Source organism: Streptomyces sp. NPDC015661 (assembly GCF_043077765.1).
Lineage (GTDB): Bacteria > Actinomycetota > Actinomycetes > Streptomycetales > Streptomycetaceae > Streptomyces.
This window is the reverse complement of sequence record NZ_JBIBST010000001.1, coordinates 378769-392558: the sequence shown is the minus strand read 5'-3', so window position 1 is coordinate 392558 and position 13790 is coordinate 378769. Positions and strand designations below refer to the sequence as shown.

The 13790-nt window shown below is 72.5% G+C and carries 16 protein-coding genes; 5 read left to right on the top strand and 11 right to left on the bottom strand.

Translation table 11 applies throughout. The features are described 5' to 3' along the window. Positions 1-65: 65 nt before the first annotated feature. Positions 66-1343 (top strand): thymidine phosphorylase, encoded by a 1278-nt coding sequence (locus ACF07V_RS01870; protein ID WP_392150929.1) that lies wholly within the window; start codon positions 66-68, stop codon positions 1341-1343. A 92-nt stretch (positions 1344-1435) separates the two neighbouring features. Here the strand turns inward: ACF07V_RS01870 and ACF07V_RS01865 are convergent, their stop codons facing one another. After that, on the bottom strand, positions 1436-2083 hold the full coding sequence (locus ACF07V_RS01865) for an HAD family hydrolase (protein WP_392150928.1): 648 nt from the start codon (positions 2081-2083) through the stop codon (positions 1436-1438). Positions 2084-2133: 50 nt separating this feature from the next. On the opposite strand from ACF07V_RS01865, the gene ACF07V_RS01860 reads away from it, so the two are divergent. Next, positions 2134-2409: an STAS domain-containing protein gene (locus ACF07V_RS01860; RefSeq protein ID WP_392150927.1), complete on the top strand. Its 276-nt coding sequence runs from the start codon at positions 2134-2136 to the stop codon at positions 2407-2409. Here the strand turns inward: ACF07V_RS01860 and ACF07V_RS01855 are convergent. The 3 genes from ACF07V_RS01855 to ACF07V_RS01845 all read right to left on the bottom strand — a co-directional run bounded on the left by ACF07V_RS01855 (position 2398) and on the right by ACF07V_RS01845 (position 5504). Further along, positions 2398-3369, bottom strand: a complete 972-nt coding sequence (locus ACF07V_RS01855; protein ID WP_392150926.1) for a sigma-70 family RNA polymerase sigma factor — start codon at positions 3367-3369, stop codon at positions 2398-2400. The genes ACF07V_RS01860 and ACF07V_RS01855 overlap by 12 nt on opposite strands. Positions 3370-3453: 84 nt before the next feature. Next, positions 3454-4161, bottom strand: coding sequence for a L,D-transpeptidase family protein (locus tag ACF07V_RS01850; protein ID WP_392150925.1), 708 nt, complete (start codon positions 4159-4161; stop codon positions 3454-3456). Positions 4162-4244: 83 nt separating this feature from the next. After that, complete coding sequence (locus tag ACF07V_RS01845; RefSeq protein ID WP_392150924.1) at positions 4245-5504, bottom strand: MFS transporter; 1260 nt, start codon at positions 5502-5504, stop codon at positions 4245-4247. A gap of 62 nt (positions 5505-5566) precedes the next feature. Between ACF07V_RS01845 and ACF07V_RS01840 the strand changes: the two genes are divergently transcribed. Next, positions 5567-6538, top strand: a complete 972-nt coding sequence (locus ACF07V_RS01840; RefSeq protein ID WP_392150923.1) for a LysR family transcriptional regulator — start codon at positions 5567-5569, stop codon at positions 6536-6538. Here the strand turns inward: ACF07V_RS01840 and ACF07V_RS01835 are convergent. Next, positions 6524-7300 carry an alpha/beta hydrolase gene (locus ACF07V_RS01835; RefSeq protein ID WP_392150922.1) on the bottom strand — a complete coding sequence of 259 codons (777 nt, stop codon included), beginning with the start codon at positions 7298-7300 and terminating at the stop codon, positions 6524-6526. The genes ACF07V_RS01840 and ACF07V_RS01835 overlap by 15 nt on opposite strands. Before the next feature lie 91 nt (positions 7301-7391). Next, the gene (locus ACF07V_RS01830; protein ID WP_392150921.1) at positions 7392-8156 is read right to left on the bottom strand and encodes a GNAT family N-acetyltransferase; all 765 of its coding nucleotides are present in this window, start codon (positions 8154-8156) and stop codon (positions 7392-7394) included. Between the two features lie 92 nt (positions 8157-8248). Here ACF07V_RS01830 and ACF07V_RS01825 point away from each other — a divergent pair, with 92 nt between their 5' ends. Further along, complete coding sequence (locus ACF07V_RS01825) at positions 8249-9403, top strand: adenosine deaminase (RefSeq protein ID WP_392150920.1); 1155 nt, start codon at positions 8249-8251, stop codon at positions 9401-9403. Between the two features lie 172 nt (positions 9404-9575). Beyond that, complete coding sequence (locus tag ACF07V_RS01820; protein WP_392150919.1) at positions 9576-9953, top strand: hypothetical protein; 378 nt, start codon at positions 9576-9578, stop codon at positions 9951-9953. A gap of 74 nt (positions 9954-10027) precedes the next feature. Here ACF07V_RS01820 and ACF07V_RS01815 read toward each other — a convergent pair whose 3' ends face one another. The 5 genes from ACF07V_RS01815 to afsQ1 form a co-directional block, all read right to left on the bottom strand. Beyond that, positions 10028-10228, bottom strand: a complete 201-nt coding sequence (locus ACF07V_RS01815; RefSeq protein ID WP_392150918.1) for a PspC domain-containing protein — start codon at positions 10226-10228, stop codon at positions 10028-10030. A gap of 89 nt (positions 10229-10317) precedes the next feature. Continuing rightward, on the bottom strand, positions 10318-10821 hold the full coding sequence (locus ACF07V_RS01810; RefSeq protein ID WP_392151360.1) for a VanZ family protein: 504 nt from the start codon (positions 10819-10821) through the stop codon (positions 10318-10320). Positions 10822-10932: 111 nt separating this feature from the next. Then, positions 10933-11526 (bottom strand): hypothetical protein, encoded by a 594-nt coding sequence (locus tag ACF07V_RS01805; protein WP_392150917.1) that lies wholly within the window; start codon positions 11524-11526, stop codon positions 10933-10935. Next, complete coding sequence (locus ACF07V_RS01800) at positions 11523-13055, bottom strand: ATP-binding protein (protein ID WP_392150916.1); 1533 nt, start codon at positions 13053-13055, stop codon at positions 11523-11525. Before ACF07V_RS01800 ends, ACF07V_RS01805 begins: the two co-directional genes overlap by 4 nt. After that, positions 13052-13729, bottom strand: a complete 678-nt coding sequence (gene afsQ1 / locus ACF07V_RS01795; RefSeq protein ID WP_017239746.1) for a two-component system response regulator AfsQ1 — start codon at positions 13727-13729, stop codon at positions 13052-13054. The genes ACF07V_RS01800 and afsQ1 overlap by 4 nt, the downstream gene beginning before the upstream one ends. Between the last annotated feature and the right edge of the window lie 61 nt (positions 13730-13790).

The following is a 13790-nucleotide window of genomic DNA, read 5'->3' as shown; positions in this document are numbered from 1 at the left end:
CTTCCGGCACGATGGGAAGGGTCGCTCCCCTTTCCCCCTCTATGCGCGTAGAAAGAGGCACCACCATGGACGTCATCTCCGTCATCCGCACCAAGCGGGACAAGGGCGAGCTGAGCCCCGAGCAGATCGACTGGGTCATCGACGCGTACACCCGCGGTGTGGTCGCCGACGAGCAGATGTCCGCCCTGGCCATGGCCATCCTGCTGAACGGCATGAACCGCGCGGAGATCGCCCGCTGGACCGCCGCGATGATCGCGTCCGGCGAGCGCATGAACTTCGACTCCCTCTCCCGGCCGACCGCCGACAAGCACTCCACCGGCGGCGTCGGCGACAAGATCACCCTGCCGCTCGCCCCGCTCGTCGCCGCCTGCGGCGCGGCCGTGCCGCAGCTCTCCGGCCGCGGCCTCGGCCACACGGGTGGCACCCTCGACAAGCTGGAGTCCATCCCCGGCTGGCGCGCGCTGCTCTCCAACGAGGAGATGCTGCACGTCCTCGACACCACGGGCGCGGTCATCTGCGCGGCGGGCGACGGCCTGGCGCCGGCCGACAAGAAGCTGTACGCGCTCCGCGACGTCACCGGCACGGTCGAGGCGATCCCGCTGATCGCCTCGTCGATCATGTCGAAGAAGATCGCCGAAGGCACCGGCTCGCTCGTCCTGGACGTCAAGGTCGGCACCGGCGCCTTCATGAAGAACATCGAGGACGCGCGCGAGCTGGCGCGGACGATGGTCGGCCTCGGCACCGACAGCGGCGTGAAGACGGTGGCGCTGCTCACCGACATGTCCACCCCGCTCGGCCTGACCGCGGGCAACGCCCTGGAGGTCCGCGAGTCGGTCGAGGTCCTCGCGGGCGGCGGCCCGGCCGACGTCGTCGAGCTGACCATCGCGCTGGCGAAGGAGATGCTGGAAGCGGCCGGCATCAAGGACGCGGACCCCGCCGAGGCCCTCAAGGACGGCTCGGCGATGGACCACTGGCGCCGGATGATCGCGGCCCAGGGCGGCGACCCGGACGCGACCCTCCCGGTCGCCCGCGAGCAGCACGTCGTCACGGCCCCGTCGACCGGTGTCCTGACCCGCCTGGACGCGTACGACATCGGCATCGCCGCCTGGCGCCTGGGCGCGGGCCGCGCCCGCAAGGAGGACCCGGTGCAGGCGGGCGCGGGCGTCGAGCTGCACGCGAAGCCGGGCGACACGGTGACGGCGGGCCAGCCCCTCCTGACCCTCCACACGGACACCCCGGAGAAGTTCGACTACGCCCTGAAGTCCCTGTCGGGGGCGTGGGACATCGCGGAGCCGGGCACGGCGTTCACGCCGAACCCGATCGTCCTGGACCGCATCGCCTGAGGCGGCCGCCCACGACGCCTTCGGGTGAACGGAACGGGACCGGTGGACCCCACCGGTCCCGTTCGGCATGACGGGCACCGCCGAGGTCCCCGTCAGCCGAGCAGCCCCACCAGCTCCCTCATGTCGTCGAAGACCACCGTCCGCGGGCCCATCAGGCGGTCCGCGCGCGTCAGGCCGCCGCAGTAGCCGAAGGCGCGCATGCCGGCCGCGCGGGCGGCCTGGACGCCGTACGGGCTGTCCTCGACCACCGCGCAGCGCTCCGGTGGGACGCCCATCGTGGCCGCCGCGTGCAGGAAGAGGTCCGGGGCGGGCTTGGCGCGGGCGACGTCGCGGGCGCTGAACACACGGCCCTCGAAGCGGTCGAGCAGTCCGGTCCGGCCCAGGTTCTTCCGGATACTGGCGTGGCTGCCGTTGGAGGCGAGGCAGTACGGGACGGACAGGCCGTCCAGGACGTCCGTGACGCCCTCCACGGCGGTCAGCTCCGCGTCCAGCGCGTCCTCGTACCGCTGCTTGAAGGGCGCCTGCCAGCCGGGTTCGAGGGGCCGGCCCCGCCGCTCCTCGACGATCGCGGTGAGCATCTCGTGCGAGGAGCCGACGAAGTACTCGGCCATCTCCGCCTCGGTGAACTCGGCGCCCAGCGAGGCGAACACCTCCCGGTCCACCCGGCAGTAGATCCGCTCGCTGTCCACCAGAACGCCGTCACAGTCGAAGATCACCAGTTCGACAGGCTCAAGAGTCATGATCGTGAGCGTAGCGATGAGTTCCGTGCACCCGGACGGTCGTACGGAACGTGGACACCAGTCAGCCCCTCGTCGTGACCCTGCCCGCCCGCCCCACCCGGGAGGACGTCGCCCGGCTCTGCGCGCGGCTCGCCGCCGCCCCGCCCGGTGACGTCGTCTGCGAGGTCGGCGCGCTCGCGGGCGCCGACCTCGCCGCCGTCGACGCCCTCGCCCGGCTGAAGCTCGCCGCCGGGCGCCGGGGCCATCGGATCCGCTTCGAGGGAGCGGGGCCCGAGCTGCGGGCCCTGCTCCTCCTGACCGGCCTCGCCGGGACCCTAGGCGTCTAGCCGCGCCGGGAGGTCGAAGAGCGGGAACCAGCGCTCGGTGTCCAGGAAGAAGTCCATCCCGCCGACCTTGCCGTCCCGCAGCTCCAGGACGATCAGCGCCCACGGGCTGAAGCCGCCCGCCGGGTCCGGGTGGTAGTGGGCGAAGGCCGGGGAGCCGTTCGCCACGGTGGCGACCAGCTTCGAGCCCCGGCACACGTCGCCGACGCCCAGCATCCAGCCCACGATGTCGTCGTGGCCCTGGAGCCACAGGTCGTACGGCGGCATGGACATCGTCGCGTCCTCGTGGAGGAGCGCCGTCAGCGCCTTCATGTCGTAGCCCTCGAACGCGGCGACATAGCGCTCCAGGAGCGCCTGCTGCTCCGCGTCCAGCGGGTTCGCCGGGTCGGAGGCGGCGGGCGCCTGCTCGGCGAGGGTCGCGCGGGCCCGCTGGAGGGCGCTGTTGACCGAGGCGACGGAGGTGTCGAGGAGCTCGGCGACCTCGCTCGCCTTCCAGGCGAGGACCTCGCGCAGGATGAGCACGGCCCGCTGCTTGGGCGGCAGGTGCTGGAGCGCGGCCATGAACGCGAGCCGTACGGACTCCCGGGACAGCGCCGTCTCCGCCGGGTCGCCCGCCGTGGGCAGCACCCGTCCGTCGGGGATCGGCTCCAGCCAGGTGATCTCCGGCTGCTTCACGAGCTGCGCCTGCGCCACCGGCGTCGGGGAGGTCAGGTCCATCGGACGCGCCCGCTTGTTGCCCGCGTTCAGCGCGTCCAGGCAGACGTTGGTGGCGATCCGGTACAGCCAGGACCGCAGTGAGGAGCGGCCCTCGAAGGAGTCGATGGCCTTCCAGGCGCGGACCATCGTGTCCTGCACCGCGTCCTCCGCCTCGAAGGAGGAACCGAGCATCCGGTAGCAGTAACCGGTCAGCTCCCTGCGGTACTTGTCGAGTTCGTCGGTCGTCGCGGTCGCGGCGTCGCTCATCGGGTCCACACCCCACTCACCCCTCACCGGCACCCGTTCGGTGCCGGTGAGAGGGAAGCTACCGCAGCGGACTGACAGCCGGGGTCAGGTTCCCGGCTTGCGCCCGTAGACGAAGACGTCGTCGCCGTTCCTGAGCAGGTTCCAGTACGCCTTCGCGTCCGCCGGCCGCATGTTGACGCAGCCGCCGGAGCCCGGCGGGTTCCACATGGACTTGGTGGTCGAGTGGAAGGCCTGGCCGCCGTCGAAGAACTGCGAGTACGGCATGGAGACGTGGTAGAGCGTCGACCAGTGGTTGATGTTCCGCCAGTAGATCTTCTTGGAGCCGGTACGGGTCTCGGTGCCGTCCTTGCCCGTGCGGACCGGCACCGGCCCGTACTTGAGGCGCGAGCCGTCCTGGATCCAGCTGAGCTGGCGGGTCAGGTCGACGCAGGCGATCCGGCCGCGGTTGGTCGGACAGGTGCCCGCCCGATTGGGGTTGGTGCCCGCCGCCTTCTGCTGGATCATCGTGTTCATGGTCCGCCAGGTGATCGGCCCGGCGTATCCCATGGTCGGGGTGATGCCGTGCTTGGCCTGGAAGGCCTGGATGGCCTGACAGTCGCCGAGCGACTGGCGCCCGTCGACCGTCCGACCGAGGAACTTCTCCACCTGCTTCTGGTACGGCCCCGTCGTCACGTTGCAGGACGCCGCCTGCGCCGGGGCCGTGCCGAGCGCGATCGTCATCGGCACCACCAGCGAGGTGATCCCGGCGGCGATGCCCGTTCTTCTGCCTATGTGCCTCGCGATTTGTTTCATGATCGTCAACTCCCCCTAGAGTCCCTGTATTTGAGGACGTAAGGGGGAGTTTGACGGTTGCAGGCCGGGAGCGGGAAGAGTGCCTACGCCGCCGCCGGGCGCAGCCGCCGGGCCTCGACGCGCGCGCTGTGCGAGCCGTACAGGGTGACCGAGACGACCCCGAGGACCGCGACCAGGCCGATCAGGACCGTGCCCGCCCAGCCGCCCGCGTGGAAGGCCATCGCGCCGAGCGTGCCGCCCGCGCTGCTGCCCAGGTAGTACGCCGACTGGTACAGCGCCGATGCCTGCGCGCGGCCCGTCTTCGCCGTGCGGCTCACCGAGGAGGAGGCGACCGCGTGGCCCGCGAAGAAACCGGCGGTGATCAGGACCAGGCCCGCGAGGACGAGGGCGAGGGAGTCGGAGAGGGAGAACAGCAGGCCGACGGCCGTCGTGGAGACCGCCAGGTACAGCGCGCCGCGCCGGCCCGTCCGGCCGACCAGCCTGCCCGCCGCCGCGGAGGAGACCGTACCGACCAGGTAGACCAGGAAGATCGAGCCGATCACGCCCTGCGGCAGCGAGAACGGCGCCTCCACCAGGCGGTAGCCGATCACCGTGTACACGGCGCCGAAGACCGTCATGAACAGCGCGCCGATCACGTACAGCCGCATCAGCAGCGGGTCGGCGAGGTGGCCCCGGACGGTCCGGGCGAGCGCCTTCGGGTTCAGCGTGCCGGGCGTGAAGTGCCGGGCCTTCGGGAGCAGCGCCCGGAAGGCGAGCGCGCACGCCAGGGAGGTCAGGCCGACGGCGGCCAGACCCGCGCGCCAGCCCCACAGCTGGGCGACCCAGCCGGTCACGAGCCGGCCGCTCATGCCGCCGATCGAGTTGCCCGCCACGAAGAGGCCGATCGCGGCGATCAGCGCCCGCGGCCGCACCTCCTCGGCGAGGTACGCCATCGCCGAGGCCGGGAGGCCGGCGAGCGCGGCGCCCTGGACCGCGCGGAGCGCGATCAGCGACTCCAGGTTCGGGGCGAGCGGCACCAGGAGCGCCACGGCGACCGCGACCGAGAGGGAGGCCGTCATCATCGCGCGCCGTCCGAAGCGCTCCGAGAGGGCGCTGAGCGGCAGGACGCAGAGGGCGAGGGCGCCGGTCGCGGCGGAGACCGTCCAGGAGGCGGCGGAGGCGGTGGCACCGAACTCGGCCGAGATGGCCGGGAGGAGGGCCTGCGTGGAGTAGAGGAGGGCGAAGGTGGCCAGTCCGGCGGCGAAGAGCGCGAGGCTCATCCGGCGGTAGCCGGGGGCACCGGGGGAGAGGCGGGTGTCGGCGGACGCGGTGGTGGCGGCCGCCTTGGTACTGGCGGAAGGCATGTCACGAACGTAGGACGGTCCGTTTCATGCGTCCAATGCACGGAACTGCTGTAATCGTTCCCATGGTGCATGAGTACAGGTCACAGCCTCGCCTGTCACCGAACAGTAACGAAGAAGACATGGGACTGCTGCTCGCGCCGCGGCTCGCGTACTTCGCGGCCGTCGCCCGGCACGAGCACGTGACCCGCGCCGCGGCCGAGATGGGCGTGCCGCAGTCGACGCTCTCGCGGGCGATGGTCCGGCTCGAACAGGACCTCGGCGTCACCCTCTTCGCCCGCCGCGGCCGCACGGTCTCCCTCACCCCGGCGGGCCGCCGCTTCCTCACCGCCGCCGAGCGGGCCCTCGCCGAGGTGGAACGGGCCGCCGACACCGTACGGGCCGACGCCGACCCGACCGCGGGCCGGGTCGCCTTCGGTTTCCTCCACACCATGGGGTCCGAGACCGTCCCGGGCCTCATCCGCGCCTTCCGCGTCGACCACCCCAGGGTCCGCTTCACCCTCGTCCAGAACTACGGCGAGGCCATGATCGAGCGGCTGCGGGCCGGCGACCTCGACCTCTGCCTGACCTCGCCCGTGCCGGACGCCCCCGACCTGGTGGCCCGGCGCCTCGACGAGCAGCGGCTGCGCCTCGTCGTCCCGGACGACCACCGGCTCGCCGGCCGCAAGCGGGTGCGGCTCGCCGAGGCCGCGGAGGAGACCTTCGTGACCCTGGAGCCGGGGTACGGGCTCCGCCGCATCACCGACGACCTGTGCGCGGAGGCCGGCTTCAAGCCCCGGGTCGCCTTCGAGGGCGAGGAGGCCGAGACCCTGCGCGGCCTCGTCGCCGCCGGGCTCGGCGTCGCCCTGCTGCCCCCGCCCGCCGTCCCCCGCCCCGGCGTCGTCGAACTGACCGTCACCGCGCCGCGCGCGGTCCGCGAGATCGGCGTCGCCTGGCTGGACGGCCACCCGGACACCGCCCCGGTGGCCGCCTTCAAGAAGTTCCTGCTCGGCCGCCGCGGCCACCTGCTCCCGAAGGAGCCCTCACCGCCTGCGTGAGCTCCCGAACCCCGCCGCCAGCGGCATCCGCAGGCCGAGCGGCGGGGGAGCCGCCATCGCGTCGGCCACCGGGCGGGCGACCGGCCGGGAGAACAGGGCGCCGAGCGCGAAGTCCACGGCGAGGGCCCGGACCTCGGCCGCGTACTGGCGCAGCGCGTGACCGTCCGAGTGGACCTCGAAACGGCAGGTGTCCCGGTTCGCCTTCTTCGCCCGCTCGGCGAACCGGAACGACAGCTCCGGGTCCCTCCGCGCGTCGTTCGTGCCGTGCACGAGCAGCACCCTGCGCCCCACCAGCTGCCGCACCGGCTCCGGCTCCGCCGCCACGTCGTCCTCCGGCAGCCACGGCGCGAGCGCGAGCACCGCGCCGACCGCCGGATGCCCGGCCGCCCGCAGCGCCGCCCGCGCGCCCATCCCGTGGCCCAGGAGGCAGACCGGGACGTCGCCGTAACGCCGTACGGCCTCCTCGACCGCCCAGGAGGCGTCCGCCACGAGATCCGCGTCCGCGCCGTTCCAGCCGCGCGCCCGGTAGCGCACCACATGCGCCGCGAGCCCCTCGGACCGGCCCGCCCGCACCAGTTCGCGCGCCGGCGCGAGCATCGCCGCATGCGCCCGCGCGGAGGCCCGCCGAGCCGACACCGGCTCCCCGTCCGGCAGCAGCAGCACCACGCCGCCCACCGCCGAAGACGTGCGGGAACCTCCAACAGGCCGCCCGAGCCGGGGTCTCCGTGCCTCGGGCGGCGCCACGAGTGCGAAGTGCGCCATGGCAGAACAGTCTCAGAAGCGGAGGTGTACGCCAGCCGTACGCGCGGTCACTGTTACGTATCGTCCGCTGAGCGAACGCCCCTTGTGCCTCCTACCGTGCGAAGCGGGCCACCGAGCCGATGACCGTGAAGCCCTTCCGGCCGTACCAGATGTGCGGCCAGTCGCCCGCGAAGGCGGTGAGGAAACGGGTCGCGCAGCCCGCGGCGGCGGCCTCGTGCAGGGCCGTGTCCAGCACCTTCCCCGCGTAACCCTGCTTCAGGTGCGCCTCCACGGTGACCAGGTCCTCGATCTGCGCGATCCCCGTCGCCGGGTCCATGTACAGATCGACCCAGGCGGCCACCTCGCCCTCCGGGGTGTACGCGGCGAAGAACCGCACGACCTCGGCACCGCGCCGCCGTCGCACCCGCCGCTCCACCAGATCGCGGATCCGCTCCGGCGGCGCCTCCGGGGCGAAGCGCGGCCAGGACGCGGTGACCGGGCCGCGCAGCTCGTCGAAGTCCACCTCGCGCGCCCCGCCGTGCTCCGGCACCGGGCCGGTGTGCGCCATGATCAGGGTGGTGGCGTGGGTGAACCCCGCCCGCTCCATCGGCGCCACACAGGCGGCGGCGACCTTCTCGTCCAGGACGTACGCGAAGCGGTACGGGAGATGGCTCTGCGCCTCGTCCGTGTAACCGGCCAGCGCCTCCGGGTCCACGGCCCCGTCGGCGAGCACGTGGTTGTTCCCCCGCGAGTGCCGGTACTCGTCGTCGAGCACCGCGACCGCGCCGGGGAACTCGACGGTACGGGCCGCCTGCCGGCGGTGGAAGTCGGACAGGAAGCGGTGGATGCGCGGGAGTTCGGATGCAGTCGAGGTCATGCGGGCAGGCTAGGCGGGCCGGTCCCCGCGCCGCCACGAGAAAAACGGCGCCGCACGGGGTGTTCTACGCGCGTAGGGGCTAGAGTGCGGAAATGACGAGCCAGACCCCCAACGTCCCCACCGCGGACCAGATCCGCCGTGCCCCGAAGGTGCTGCTCCACGACCACCTCGACGGCGGACTGCGCCCCGGCACGATCATCGAACTCGCCCGGGAGCAGGGCTACGAGCAGCTCCCCGAGACGGAGCCCGACAAGCTCGGCATCTGGTTCCGCGAAGCCGCCGACTCCGGCTCCCTGGAGCGGTACCTGGAGACCTTCGCGCACACCTGCGCCGTCATGCAGACCCGGGACGCCCTCGTCCGCGTCGCCGCCGAATGCGCCGTCGACCTCGCCGAGGACGGCGTCGTCTACGCCGAGGTGCGGTACGCCCCCGAGCAGCACCTGGAGGGCGGTCTCACCCTCGAAGAGGTCGTGGAGGCCGTCAACGAGGGCTTCCGCGAGGGCGAGCGGCAGGCCAGGGCCAACGGCCACCGCATCCGGGTCGGCGCCCTGCTGACCGCGATGCGGCACGCCGCCCGCGCCCTGGAGATCGCCGAACTCGCCAACCGCTACCGCGACTCCGGCGTCGTCGGCTTCGACATCGCGGGCGCCGAGGCCGGCTACCCGCCCACCCGCCACCTCGACGCCTTCGAGTACCTCAAGCGGGAGAACAACCACTTCACGATCCACGCGGGCGAGGCCTTCGGGCTCCCCTCGATCTGGCAGGCGCTCCAGTGGTGCGGCGCCGACCGGCTCGGCCACGGCGTCCGGATCATCGACGACATCGAGGTCGCCGACGACGGCTCGGTCCGCCTCGGCCGCCTCGCGGCCTACGTCCGCGACAAGCGCATCCCGCTGGAGATGTGCCCCTCCTCCAACCTCCAGACCGGTGCCGCCGCCTCCTTCGCCGAGCACCCCATCGGTCTGCTCCGCACGCTCCATTTCCGCGCCACCGTCAACACCGACAACCGGCTCATGAGCGGGACGAGCATGAGCCGGGAATTCGAGCTGCTGATCGAGGCATTCGACTACACGCTCGACGACATGCAGTGGTTCACGGTCAATGCGATGAAATCAGCGTTCATTCCTTTCGATGAACGACTCGCCATGATCAATGAGGTCATCAAGCCCGGATACGCCGAGCTCAAGTCCGAATGGCTGTTCCAGCAGACCGCCACGACCAGCGAGTCTTCCCACGCAGCAGGCTGAAGGACGCCCCGCGAAGGGGACGGGAGCGGTCGGGTCGTCGCGACACCCGGCCGCTTTCCGGTGTTTGCGGAGGCGACGTTCGCTGGTTAGGTTGCAGAGCCGCTCTCAATTCCCAGGATTTCCCCTCCCGGCTTTCCCACAAGCCCCCGGATTCCCCAAGGAAGATTTTCTGATGAAGCAGTCTGCCGCCAAGAAGCTCGGTGTCGCCGCTCTCGGTGCCGCTTTCGTCGCCGCCGGTGCCGGCGCGGCCAACGCCGCATCGGCGCTGCCGCTCGACGCCGACGCGCTGGGCACGGTGACCTCGGCCGTCCCGCTCGGTGACGGCCTCACCACGCTCCCCGACGGCGCTTCCGAGGCCCTCGGTTCCGGCCAGGGCGCCCTCGGCCAGGGCCTCGACCAGGGCGTGAAGACCCTCCCGGCCGCCGCCGGCCAGGCCACCCAGAACCTCCCGCTCGACGCCGCGGCGGGCGGCCTCGGCGCCACCCCGCTCGGCGGCCTCCTCGGCGGCCTGCCGATCGGTGGCCTCGCCGGCGGTCTGCCGCTCGGCTGACCCCGGCCGTACACGCCGAAGGGGCGCGCACCCGGAAACCGGGTACGCGCCCCTTCGGCGTACGCACGCCCTGACTACCAGGCGGTGCTCGCCGTCTTCTCCGCCGGCAGGAAGATCCACAGGCCCAGGTAGATCAGGAACTGCGGTCCCGGCAGCAGGCACGAGGCCAGGAAGATCAGACGCATCGTCGTCGCGGAGGTGCCGAAGCGCCGGGCCAGCGCCGCGCACACTCCGCCGAGCACGCGTCCTTCACGGGGGCGGGACAGTGCGGCCATGGTGGGCTCCTTCGGAGTCGGTCCGGGAGCCGCTCCTCGGGCTCCCGATGACTCCATCCTGCCGCCGCAGAGGGGGACGAAGCGTCGGTCTACGGGGCGATCGGGACCCTGGAAATCGTCGGGGTCGCACCCTGAGAAGCCGCCCGGTCCGGGGTGCCCGCCGCCCGCCTGCGGCGCAGCCGGCTCCGGCAGGCCGGGACGATCAGGAGATGCGCGAGGGCGACGCCCGTCGTGTTCAGGAGCACGGAGTCCACGTCCACGACCTGCCCCGGCACCGCGGTCTGGAGCAGCTCCACGGCGAGCGACACGAGCGCGCCCGCGGCGGTCGTACGGGTCAGGGAGGCCCACCCGGAGACGTGCAGCCGTCCGTCGGCCATCGGGAGCAGCACCCCGAGCGGGGCCAGGAGCAGCAGGCCCTCGCCGATCAGCCGGGCCGCCTCGGCACCGCCGAGCGCGAGATCGGCCCGCAGGCCGTGCAGGGGGATCGTGTTCGGCGCGGTCACCCAGGCCACGTCGCGTGGGCGCAGGCTGACCCAGGCGACGAGCAGCAGATGCGCGAGGAGGAGGACGAACCCCGCCACGCGGACGACCATGGCGGCCTGGCCGCCCGAACCTTGACGCTGCACGCCCCCCAAGACGCGCCGAACAGCCGAATCGGTTCCGCGCCACCCCCGTGCGGGCACCGGCCCCGCACGGGGGAGGGGTCAGGGGGTTGGTGGGGTGGTCGGTGGGGTGGAGTCGGGGCGTTCGCGGAGTTCCGTCGTGCACCGGTACCGCTTGGGCGCGTACTTCCCCGGCCCCCCGAGCAGCACCGAGTGCCCCCCCGCCCCCGCCGAGCTCTCCGCGAACGTGCAGACGAGCTGCGACAGTGCCGTAGGCGCCAGGTCCTCCGGCTGCCGGCTCAGCCGCAGCGTGCCCGCCGGGTCGCCCGCCCGCCCTCCGGCGACCTTCAGCGGCCCCCGTACCTCGGTCGTGAAGCCGGCCTGCCGCTCGCTCTCCGACGGCTCGGCGAGCAGCTGCGCGAGAAGCCCCCCGGCCGTCCGCACGGGATCGCCGCCCGCCTTCTCCTCCGGCAGCGGCGACCGGCGGTCCACCGCCTCCAGCTGCGAGCCGCAGACGAGGAACACCCGGACCGGCACGCCCGGTGCCGCCGCCTCCGGCGTACTGTCGGCGGTCACGGTGCACGGGACCCGGGACGGGGCCGCGCCCGCGTCCACCGGGACCGACGTGGTCCGGATCCCGCAGCCGGTGACCAGCGCGGTGAGCGCGGCCGCCAGGACAACGACGCGACGCTTCACGCTTCCTCCACCTCGCCCTGGCTGCTGCGCGTCTGCACCTCGCGCGTGATCCCGGAGGCGTCCAGCGGCAGGCGCAGCACGAACACCGCGCCGTCGACCTTCCCGTCCTCGCCGACCGAGTTCGACGCGGTGATGGACCCGCCGTGGATCAGCGCGTTCTCCATCGCGATCGAGAGGCCGAGCCCGCTGCCGTCGGACCGCGGCCGGGACGCGCTCGCCTTGTAGAAGCGGTCGAAGACGTGCGGCAGTACTTCTTCCGGGATGCCGGGGCCGTGGTCCCGTACCGCGATGACCAGCTCGTCGTCGTCCGTGCGGACCGAGACCCGCACCGGGGAACCGCCGTGCTTGAGCGCGTTCCCGATCAGGTTCGCCAGGATCACGTCGAGGCGGCGCGGGTCGAGCGGCGCGACGATCCCGCGCTCCGCGTCGAGCTCCACCGCGTCCAGCCAGGCCCGCGCGTCGATGCACGCGGTGATCTGGTCGGCGATGTCCACCTCGTCGAGGACGAGCCGTGCGGTGCCCGCGTCGAAGCGGGTCACCTCCATCAGGTTCTCCACCAGGTCGTTGAGGCGTCGGGTCTCGCTCACCACGAGCGCGACCGCGGGGGCGATCATCGGGTCCAGGGAGTCCTGCTCGTCCTCCAGGACCTCGGTGACGGCCGTCAGGGCGGTCAGCGGGGTCCGCAGCTCGTGCGACATGTCGGCGACGAACCGGCGGGAGGACTCCTCCCGCGCGCTCATGTCCGCGACCTTCTTCTGCAGCGACTCGGCGGCGCTGTTGAACGTACGGGACAGATCGGCCAGTTCGTCCGCGCCGGAGACCCGCAGCCGGGTGTCGAGCTTGCCCTCGCCGAGCTGCCGGGCCGCCTCTCCGAGCCGGTGCACCGGGCGCAGTACGGTCGTCGCCGCGACCTGCGCGAGGAGCACGGAGCCGGCCACGGCGAGCGCGGTGGCGATCCCCAACGACCAGGCGAGCGAGTTCAGATCGGCCTTCTCCGCGGCCAGCGACTTGAACATGTACCCGGCGGGGCCGCCGCCCTCGATCCGCGTCCCGCCGACCAGGTACGGCGTCCCGTTCCGTTCCGTACGCTGCCAGAACAGGTGGTACGCGTACGGGTCGGTGTCCGTCACCGGCCGCTTCGTGTTCACGGCGTCGCGCAGCGAGTGCGGCACGTCGGTCAGGGTGAAGTCGTCCGGGTCCGAGGCGCCCACGATCGGCTTGCCCGCGGCCCGCTCGCCGAGCAGCAGCACCTGGCAGTCGGCGGCGCTGCCGCTCGCCATCTGCTCGGCGGTCCGCCGCAGGTCGTCCTCGGTGGGCCGGAGCGGCAGCGTCGCCGCCCGGTTCTGCATCTCCTGCCGGAAGTCGTTGAGCGCCCCGTCCTGGGTACGGGTCAGCACCGCCTCACGGTTCAGCCAGTACGCGATGCCGGAGGCGGCGGTGGCCGCGGTGAGCGCGACGAGGGCGAAGACGATGACGAGCCGCAGCCGCAGGCTGGAGAACCGCAGCCGCGTGTAGATCCCTTTGCTCACGCAGGGACGTCCAGCCGGTAGCCGACCCCGCGCACGGTACGGATCAGCGTCGGCGAGGACGGCACGTCCTCCACCTTGGCGCGCAGCCGCTGCACACAGGCGTCGACGAGCCGCGAGTCGCCCAGGTAGTCGTGCTCCCACACGAGCCGGAGCAACTGCTGCCGGGACAGCGCCTGTCCGGGCCGCCGGCTCAGCTCCAGGAGCAGCCGCAGCTCGGTCGGGGTGAGCTGGAGGTCCTCGCCGTTCTTGGTGACCGTCATCGCCGAACGGTCGATCACCAGGGAGCCGTACGTCGCCGAGTCCGTCGACTCGCGCTCCCCGCGCCGCAGCACGGCCCGGATGCGGGCGTCCAGGACCCGCCCCTGTACCGGCTTCACGACGTAGTCGTCGGCGCCGGACTCCAAACCGACGACCACGTCGATGTCGTCGCTGCGCGCGGTCAGCAGGATGATCGGCAGCTGGTCGGTCCGGCGGATGCGCCGGCAGACCTCGAAACCGTCGATGCCGGGCAGCATGACGTCGAGCACGACCAGGTCGGGCCGCTGCTCACGCAGCAGCTGGAGACCGTCCTCGCCGGTCGCGGCGGTGGCCACCCGGTGGCCCTGCCGGGACAGGGAGAGTTCGAGGGCCGTGCGGATGGCGTCGTCGTCCTCGATCAGCAGCAGAAAAGGCACGTCGTCATTCTGGCCCATTGGGCCGTCCGAGATCGACCGCTCTTCGACTCGCTTCTGTTGC

Coding starts and splice junctions, on each gene's coding strand:
- ACF07V_RS01870 (WP_392150929.1), top strand. CDS start 66: ATGGACGTCATCTCCGTCATCCGCACCAAGCGGGACAAGGGCGAGCTG.
- ACF07V_RS01865 (WP_392150928.1), bottom strand. CDS start 2,083: ATGACTCTTGAGCCTGTCGAACTGGTGATCTTCGACTGTGACGGCGTT.
- ACF07V_RS01855 (WP_392150926.1), bottom strand. CDS start 3,369: ATGAGCGACGCCGCGACCGCGACGACCGACGAACTCGACAAGTACCGC.
- ACF07V_RS01850 (WP_392150925.1), bottom strand. CDS start 4,161: ATGAAACAAATCGCGAGGCACATAGGCAGAAGAACGGGCATCGCCGCC.
- ACF07V_RS01845 (WP_392150924.1), bottom strand. CDS start 5,504: ATGCCTTCCGCCAGTACCAAGGCGGCCGCCACCACCGCGTCCGCCGAC.
- ACF07V_RS01840 (WP_392150923.1), top strand. CDS start 5,567: ATGGTGCATGAGTACAGGTCACAGCCTCGCCTGTCACCGAACAGTAAC.
- ACF07V_RS01835 (WP_392150922.1), bottom strand. CDS start 7,300: ATGGCGCACTTCGCACTCGTGGCGCCGCCCGAGGCACGGAGACCCCGG.
- ACF07V_RS01830 (WP_392150921.1), bottom strand. CDS start 8,156: ATGACCTCGACTGCATCCGAACTCCCGCGCATCCACCGCTTCCTGTCC.
- ACF07V_RS01825 (WP_392150920.1), top strand. CDS start 8,249: ATGACGAGCCAGACCCCCAACGTCCCCACCGCGGACCAGATCCGCCGT.
- ACF07V_RS01820 (WP_392150919.1), top strand. CDS start 9,576: ATGAAGCAGTCTGCCGCCAAGAAGCTCGGTGTCGCCGCTCTCGGTGCC.
- ACF07V_RS01815 (WP_392150918.1), bottom strand. CDS start 10,228: ATGGCCGCACTGTCCCGCCCCCGTGAAGGACGCGTGCTCGGCGGAGTG.
- ACF07V_RS01810 (WP_392151360.1), bottom strand. CDS start 10,821: ATGGTCGTCCGCGTGGCGGGGTTCGTCCTCCTCCTCGCGCATCTGCTG.